The sequence below is a fragment of the Halomonas sp. BC2 genome (assembly GCF_002078115.1).
GTDB lineage: Bacteria > Pseudomonadota > Gammaproteobacteria > Pseudomonadales > Halomonadaceae > Vreelandella > Vreelandella stevensii.
In genome coordinates this window covers 145,713-152,968 of the sequence record NZ_LFGT01000013.1, presented here as the reverse complement: position 1 = coordinate 152,968, position 7,256 = coordinate 145,713, and the positions used below count along the sequence as shown (strand labels likewise).

At 63.5% G+C, this 7,256-nt stretch carries 4 protein-coding genes; 2 read left to right on the top strand and 2 right to left on the bottom strand.

Annotated features, from left to right (window positions below; genetic code table 11):
* Together B7L71_RS10620 and B7L71_RS10615 are read left to right on the top strand one after the other, a co-directional pair.
* Positions 1–1,907 (top strand): GDYXXLXY domain-containing protein (locus tag B7L71_RS10620; protein WP_081137830.1); only part of this gene is annotated, 1,907 nt, incomplete at its 5' end.
* Between the two features lie 80 nt (positions 1,908–1,987).
* Positions 1,988–3,967, top strand: a complete 1,980-nt coding sequence (locus tag B7L71_RS10615) for a mechanosensitive ion channel family protein (protein ID WP_081137828.1) — start codon at positions 1,988–1,990, stop codon at positions 3,965–3,967.
* Here the strand turns inward: B7L71_RS10615 and B7L71_RS17705 are convergent.
* Both B7L71_RS17705 and B7L71_RS10610 read right to left on the bottom strand, forming a co-directional pair.
* The gene (locus B7L71_RS17705; protein ID WP_249273233.1) at positions 3,892–4,818 is read right to left on the bottom strand and encodes an AMP-binding protein; all 927 of its coding nucleotides are present in this window, start codon (positions 4,816–4,818) and stop codon (positions 3,892–3,894) included. The genes B7L71_RS10615 and B7L71_RS17705 overlap by 76 nt on opposite strands.
* A gap of 17 nt (positions 4,819–4,835) precedes the next feature.
* On the bottom strand, positions 4,836–7,109 hold the full coding sequence (locus B7L71_RS10610; protein ID WP_249273232.1) for an MFS transporter: 2,274 nt from the start codon (positions 7,107–7,109) through the stop codon (positions 4,836–4,838).
* Between the last annotated feature and the right edge of the window lie 147 nt (positions 7,110–7,256).

The window sequence follows — 7,256 nt, the reverse complement described above, 5'->3', positions numbered from 1 at the left end:
AGCGGCGGGGCTGGCCAGCGGGCTGGGCGCTGCGCGTGCTGGCGTTGGGCAGCGGGGTGCCGGTGACCCTGCTGATGATGCACGGGCTGTCGGGCGCGTTGACCCATGCTTTTCTGCCTGTAGCCGTTTATGGCGCCTGGCTTGCGCTGCTGTATGGGGTATATCGCTACCTTCGCCTGGAGTTGTTCATGCTGGCGGGAGGGTGCCTGTCGGTGATGGTGCTGGTCCTGTGGCTGATGGCACGTTATTGGCTGTCGAGTGACGGCTACGCGATTGGCCTGCTGATGATGGCCATTGCCGTCACCGCGATGGGCATGTTGAGCGTGGCCTGGTTGAAGCGCATGGCGGGAGAAGGCCCGCTGCCATGGCTGCTGAGAGGTTTACAGGCCGTGGCCGGGTGGCTGGCCGCGCTGTGTTTGTTGGGGTTCGTGGCAACGGTGCTGGTGGCCGTCATCGACAGCGGCCCCCTGACGCTGATGATGGGGCTTGGCTGCCTTGGGCTTGGCTTTAGCGTGCTACGGAAAATGCGCTCGCACGACGTGATGACGCATCTGGCGCTGGTCTTCAGCCTCACAGGGCAGTTTCTGGTGGCGTGGGCATTGCTGGCGAGTAGTTGGGGAGCTGGCTCGGAGGGTGGTTGGAACAGTGCCTGGAACGGTACCTGGAAGAGCGTCTGGCTGCTGTGGATGCTGCAGGTCGGCCTGGCCGTGGTGATGCCCAGCGCGTTGCACCGTTTCGTGGCCACGTTGCTGGCCTGCATAGCGCTGTATATGGCCCTGGCACTCCACGGTATGGGAGCTGCCGCCAGCGGCCTGATCCTGTTGGCGGTGGTCAGCGTTTGGCATGGGTATTCGTGTGGGCGTGGCCACCAAGAGTCGATGCACGCCTGGGGGTTGGGCTTGCTGATGGGGCTGATGGTCGTGCAAGGCCTGCTATACGCCCTGGCGCCCAGCGGGCTGGATAGCTTGTTGGGTACGGCGTCCCGTTGGCCAGGGCTGGTGCGCGGTGTCACGACCCTGCTGGCAGGGGGCGCCCTGCTGTGGGTGGTACATCGTGCGCTCAACGCGTGTGCCGTGCCCCCCGCTTCACGCAGGCTTGCCTATGCCGCCGCGTTGGTCACGGCTGGGGTGGCCTTCTACGTGCCGGGGCTGAGCGCCGGGCTGGCGCTGCTGTTGCTCGGATACGCCCTGGGCCAGCGGCTGGTGTTGGGCGCAGGCGTGGTGCTGTGGCTGGTGGCACTGGGGCACTATTACTACTGGCTGGACCTGTCGCTACTGGCCAAATCCGGGCTGCTGCTATTGCTGGGAATAGCGGTGTTGGGGGCGCGTGGACTGCTGGCGAGGCGCGCGCTCAAGGCTGACTCCAGACCGCTGGAGCGCCGTGCTCGTGCCAGTCGCTTCCGCTGGGCGCTGATGCTCTCCACGCTGCTGGTGCTGGCGACCGTCAATGCTGCCATCTGGCAGAAGGAGCGCCACCTGGCCGAAGGCGAAATCGTCTACCTGGCGCTGGCACCGGTGGACCCGCGTTCCTTGATGCAGGGCGATTACATGGCGCTCGACTTTGCGCTGGCCCAGCGGTTGCGGCAGGCGCTTTACGAAGATCACTCCCAGGCCCTTCCTGATGCCCTGAATGGCGAGGTCGTGGTGCGTCTGGACGATGCGCAGGTCGCTCGTTTTCAGCGCCTGGACGATGGCTCACCCTTGGCCAGTGACGAGCGCCGCTTGGCGTTTCGCCTGCGCCATGGGCAGGTGCGCTTTGCCACCGACGCCTTCTTCTTTCAGGAGGGACATGCCGAGCGCTACGAAGCGGCGCGCTATGGTCAGTTCCGGGTAAATGCCCAAGGGGCGCTACTGCTGACGGGGCTTTATGATGAGGCGTTGCAGCGCCTGGGAGGGTTGGCACCGTGACCGCCCGCCGGGGCGTGACTTGCCTCACGGGCTATCGTGGTCTGTACTTGGTCCAACCATAAGCACGGATAGAGGCGAGAATGACGAAAATACACGGATGGCGATACTGGCTAGTACTGCTGGTAGCGCTATGTTTCTCGCACATGGGCCTGGCGCAGAGCCAGGGCGACGAGAGCGAAGATGAGCGCTGGTTCACCGCAGACACGCTGAATGCCGGGCTGGGCGAAGCGCCGGAAGAGGTCAAGCGGCTAACGCCCAGGGAGGCGATTCGCAGCTTCCTGACGCTCACCGAGGAGGGGGACTACGCGGCCGCCGCGCATCTGCTCAACCTGGCGGATATCGACTCGGGTGAGCAGCCCGGCCGGGGGGCCGAACTGGCCGAGCAGCTGGCCGAAGTATTGCGGCGCGGCGAGTGGCTCAACGCCTCCAACTTGTCCGGGCGCCAGGATGCGGCCATTGAAGACCCGTCCGGCCAGAACCCGATGACCGGCCAACCCCGACGTAATATCGAGCTGGCCTCGTTGCAGATCAATGGCGATGCGTACGATGTGCGCCTGGGCCGTTACCGCATCCCCGACGAAGACCCCGTGTGGCTGGTGATGCCGGAAAGCGTGTCAGCGATTCCCGAGCTGTACGAAGAGTACGGGCCTTCGGTAGTCGAGCAGTATATCCCCGAGCGGTTCAAGACCTCGTTCGGCATGCTGAAGGTCTGGGAGTGGCTGGCCATTCCGCTGTTTCTGCTGACGGTGAGCGGAGTGGGCGTCGTGGCCTACTATGCCGTGAGGCTCGTGGCGCGCCTGTTGCCCTCCGGCGTGTCGACCATCTTCGCTGACCAGATCGGGGTGCCCGTTGCGCTGATTGTGATGGCGCTGTTCACTCAGGCACTGCTGGATTACGTGGTGTCGTTTTCCGCCGTGGCCACTACCACCTTCCGGGTATTGCTGATTGCCGTGATGGCCTGGGGCGGGGGCACCATCGCGCTACGCCTGGTGGATACCATCATGCTGCGCATGACGCGTCGCCTGGTGGGGGAAATCGACGATACCAAACCCCGCGACAAGCGCCGTCTGCTGACCAGCCTGTACGCCTTGCGGCGCGGCATCATCCTGGTCACGGTGGTGTCGGTATCGGTGTACGTGCTGGGGCAGATCAAGCTGTTCGAATCCCTGGGCCTTTCGCTGTTGGCCTCGGCCAGCGTGCTGGCCGTGCTGGTGGGCATTGCGGGCCAGGCGGTGCTGGGCAACATTCTCTCCTCTTTTCAGCTTTCGCTGGCCAAGCCGGTGCGCATCGGTGACCTGGTGATCTTCGAGGGCCAGTGGTGCTACGTAGAGGGTATCTTCTATACCTTCATCCGCCTGCGCTCCTGGGATGAGCGTCGCTTGATCGTACCGGTGACCTACTCCATCTCGAAGCCCTTCGAGAACCTGTCGGTCAAAAGTGCCAAGATGTATCGCTTTCTGGAACTGACGCTGCATTTGAGTGCCGACATCTCCAAAATTCGTGAAAAGTTTATCGAATTTGCCGAGGCCGAAGAGTCCGTAGTCGAGCACCACAAGCTGCTGTGCTACGTCACAGGGCAAACGGCACATGCGCAGACCGTCACCTGCTACCTGATGACCTCGGACCCGCTATCGGGCTGGACCGCCGAAATGAACATCCGCGAGCAGCTCATGGCCTACATCCGCGATGAGCACCCCGAATGGTGGCCCCGCGAGGTCATGGTCATTAGCCACCACGACGTTGCCAAGGGCCACGGCCAGCGCTCGGGAACCACGTCGAGCGCCCGCCAGGAAACCCATGAACGCACCCCCGCGGGCCCGGCGAAGGCAGCAGCGACAACCGCGGAGACGCCAGCAGCGAAGGCAGCGCAGAAACCGGAGGCAACAGCGCCCCCGACTAGGGGCGCATTTGCCTGTGTCTGTGTCTGTGTCCGTGCCTGTGAAAGTCCTTGCCGTTTGCCCTCTGTCGGCCGCGCTACTGAGTATCAAGGCTCCCTGAGCTGCTGCTCTGCCAACCGCTTGGCGCCCGCGAAGTCGGCTTTCTTGGCAAAGCGCGTGTAGCGGTCGATGAGGGTCAAGAAGCCGTCTTCGTCCATGTATCCTTTATCGCCCGTGATGTACCACCGTTGCCCATCCAGTGTCTTGAGTGCCGAGGCAGTGCGTTCGGGGTCATTAAGGTAGCCTTGCATGACCTGAGGGCCACTGACGATCACCATACCGGCTTGCCCGGTGGGCAGTTCATCCAGGCTTTCCGGGTCGACCACTTTCACGCTGGTGCCCGGCAGCGGCATGCCCACCGTGCCCGGCTGATGCCCCTTTTGCAGCGGCTGCGAACGGGAGCCCAGCGTGTCGGGCAAGTTGACCGAGACCACCGGAGCGGTTTCGGTGGCCCCGTAACCTTCATAAATGGGCTTGCCGAACTTGGCCATGAAGCCTTCTCGTACGCGCTCATCCAGCTTCTCGGCACCGGCGACCACGATGCGTAGGCTGTGCAACTGCTCGGCTTGCACTTTGGGATGACGGTTGAACAGCCGCAGCAGGCTGGAGGTGCTGAACATGACGGTGGCCTGGTGCTGGCTGACGGTCTTGGCAACCCCGGATACGTCGGTCGGGTCGGCGTGGCAGACCAGGGGCAGCCCTTCCACCAGTGGCAGCAGCTGAGTCACCGTGAACCCAAACGCATGAAATGTCGGCAGCGAGGCCATCACCACATCGTCGTGTTGGGTGTTCAGTACGTTGGAGGTTTGCTTGATATTGGCCATCAGGTTGCGGTGGCTGAGCATGACGCCCTTGGGCATTCCTTCGCTGCCGCTGGAGAACAGGATGGCCGCCGTGGCGCGGGCATCCTGCGCGCGGCAGAAGAGCGTTTGCAGCAGCCAACCGGGGAGGCAGCGAACGGCTAGCCAGGTCATCAGCCGCTCCCGGCGCGTCATGCTGGCCTGCAGTCTTCCAGGTAAAGAACGCGAAGGCTGGCCAACAGCGGTGTGATGTCGAGGCCGCGCTGCTCCAGCCTGGTGACAAACCGCCGGGAGGTGAGCAGCGTGCGTACCTCTGCCTGCTGAAGTGCAAAGGCCAGGGCTTCCTGGCTGGCCGTATAGTTCAGGTTGACCAGCGTTTTACCCGCCAACAGCGTCGCCATATTGGCCAATACCCCCGCCGAGCTGGTGGGCAGCAACACCCCGACGACGGGCTCCTGGGCACTGTGGCGCATCAGACGCTTGGCGATCAACAGGCTGCCCGTGAGCGCCTGGCCGGCACTCAATGCGCTACCCAACGTATCTGCCACGGCAGGCGCGCTGGGGCGGCGTTTGACGCTTTTGATCCAGGCGCAGGGCAGGCTGGGCAAGGTATCCATGGCGTGCAGCCAGGAGTGGGTGGCCTGTTCGAAAATGCGCCGCTTGATCACATCGGCGGAGGTGTCTTTCGGCAGCGGCTTGCCAAAGGCGACCACCACGGCGCGGTGCAGCGGCGCGTTGCGCAGCTCCTTCAGCTTGCTGGAGGAGCGGGAGAACTGACTGCCCCACAGCCCGCGCAGATAGAAGGGCACGATGCACACACTCGGGTCGGCCTGCTGGCAGGCGCGCTGGTAGCCTCGGCGCAGCTCGCCCAGTTGGCCGTTATAGCTGATGGCACCCTCTGGAAACAGGCACACGACCTCGCCTGCATTGAGCATGTTGGCCACTTTGTCCAGCGCAATGTCGGCCTGCTCGCCGCGTTCGATGGGGATGCAGCCCAGGGCCTTGAAAAACCAGCGCAGGTACCAGCGTTGATAAATGGAGCGCAGCATCACGAAGCGCACGGGGCGTGGGCTGGCGATCTGCACCATGGCCCAGTCGATCCAACTGATATGGTTGCCCAGCAGCAGCACGCCCCCCTGGGCAGGCAGGTTCTCCAGGCCATGCACTTCTACTCGGTAGCGGCGGGTGAGTAGAAACCCCAATACGAAGCGCACCAGGCTCTGCGGCAGCTTCAAGATAGTGTAAGCGCCGCCCGCCATGGCAACGCTGGCAATCAACAGCAGCAGATAGTGGCTATCGACCCCTGCCAGAGCGAACAGCGCGGTAAGCGCCAGAAAGCCCAGCATGGCCAGGTTCTGGATCCAGTTATTGGCGGCCATCACGGTGCCCAACTGGTGGTCGGCCGCATGGAACTGAATCAGTGCGTTCAGCGGCACGATGAACAGCCCGCCCATGGTGCCGATGAACACGAAGTTCAACGCCTGGCTGGCGGGCGTCGTGAACAGGGGAAGGCACCACAGGCCGATGGCGACCCCAACGGCTCCCACCGGAATCAGCCCGGTTTCGATGCGGTTGCGGGACAGTGAGCTGGCCAGCAGCGACCCCAGCGCAATCCCGATCCCGCTGGCGGCCAGGATGGCTTGCAGCACCAGCGTGTTATCGATGGAAAGCGCATCCTTGGCATAGGACGGAAAGGCGGCCAGCAGCACCTGGCCCACCGACCAGAACGTGGCCAGGCCGATGATCGACAACCGCAGTACGGGCTGTTGGGCAATCAGTCGCAGGTTTTCCCTGAGGGCGGTGCCGCTGCGGTAGCGCGCCCAGGTCAAGGGGGTAGGCGCGGGGCGCGGTGGGTCCAGCGGCAAGCGGTACAGAGCGACCACCTGCAGGACGCTGTTGAGGACCAGCAGCCAACCCAACGGGGCAATGTGGCGCAGCAGTTCGGCAGGGGAGCCGCCGCCCGCAGGCACCCAGTATTCGAACAGCGCGGTAAAGGCCACGGTGCCTGCCAGTATCGCGGCGATGGTGACAGCTTGCACCAGCCCATTGGCCTCGGCCAAACGTGGCTTGCCAAACAGCCCTTTCACCAACCCGTACTTGGCAGGGGAGTAGAAGGCCGACTGAATGGCCAGCAGCAGCGTCATGGCAAACGCCAGCCAGAACCAGCCCTGGTAGTAAGCCGCCGTGATACCGAGCGACACCGCCACGGCCGCCCAGGCCGAGACGCGCAACACGCTGACGCGGGGGATTCGGTCGGAAAGATGGCCCGCAGGGCTGAACAGCAGAATGAACGGCAGCAGAATCAGGCCATTCACCAGCGCCGTCAGCACTACCTGTTGCGTACCGTCGTAGCTTTTGAAAATCGTGTTCTGGATAATGATCTTGTGCCCTAGATCCACAAACGCATTGAGGAAAATGGCCATCAGGTAGGGCCAGGCGCCCGCGCTGCGCAGCAATGCTTGCATGGTGTCTCGCCTTGTTTGCCGGATGCCTGATACACCTGCGCGCATTGTGTTGTGCGGGCTTTCCGGTATCGTGGTCGGTTTTGAAACTGATCGTCTTGCAGGGTGATGCAGTATAGCGTGCTTGCGCATACGCTCGACAAGGCTGCC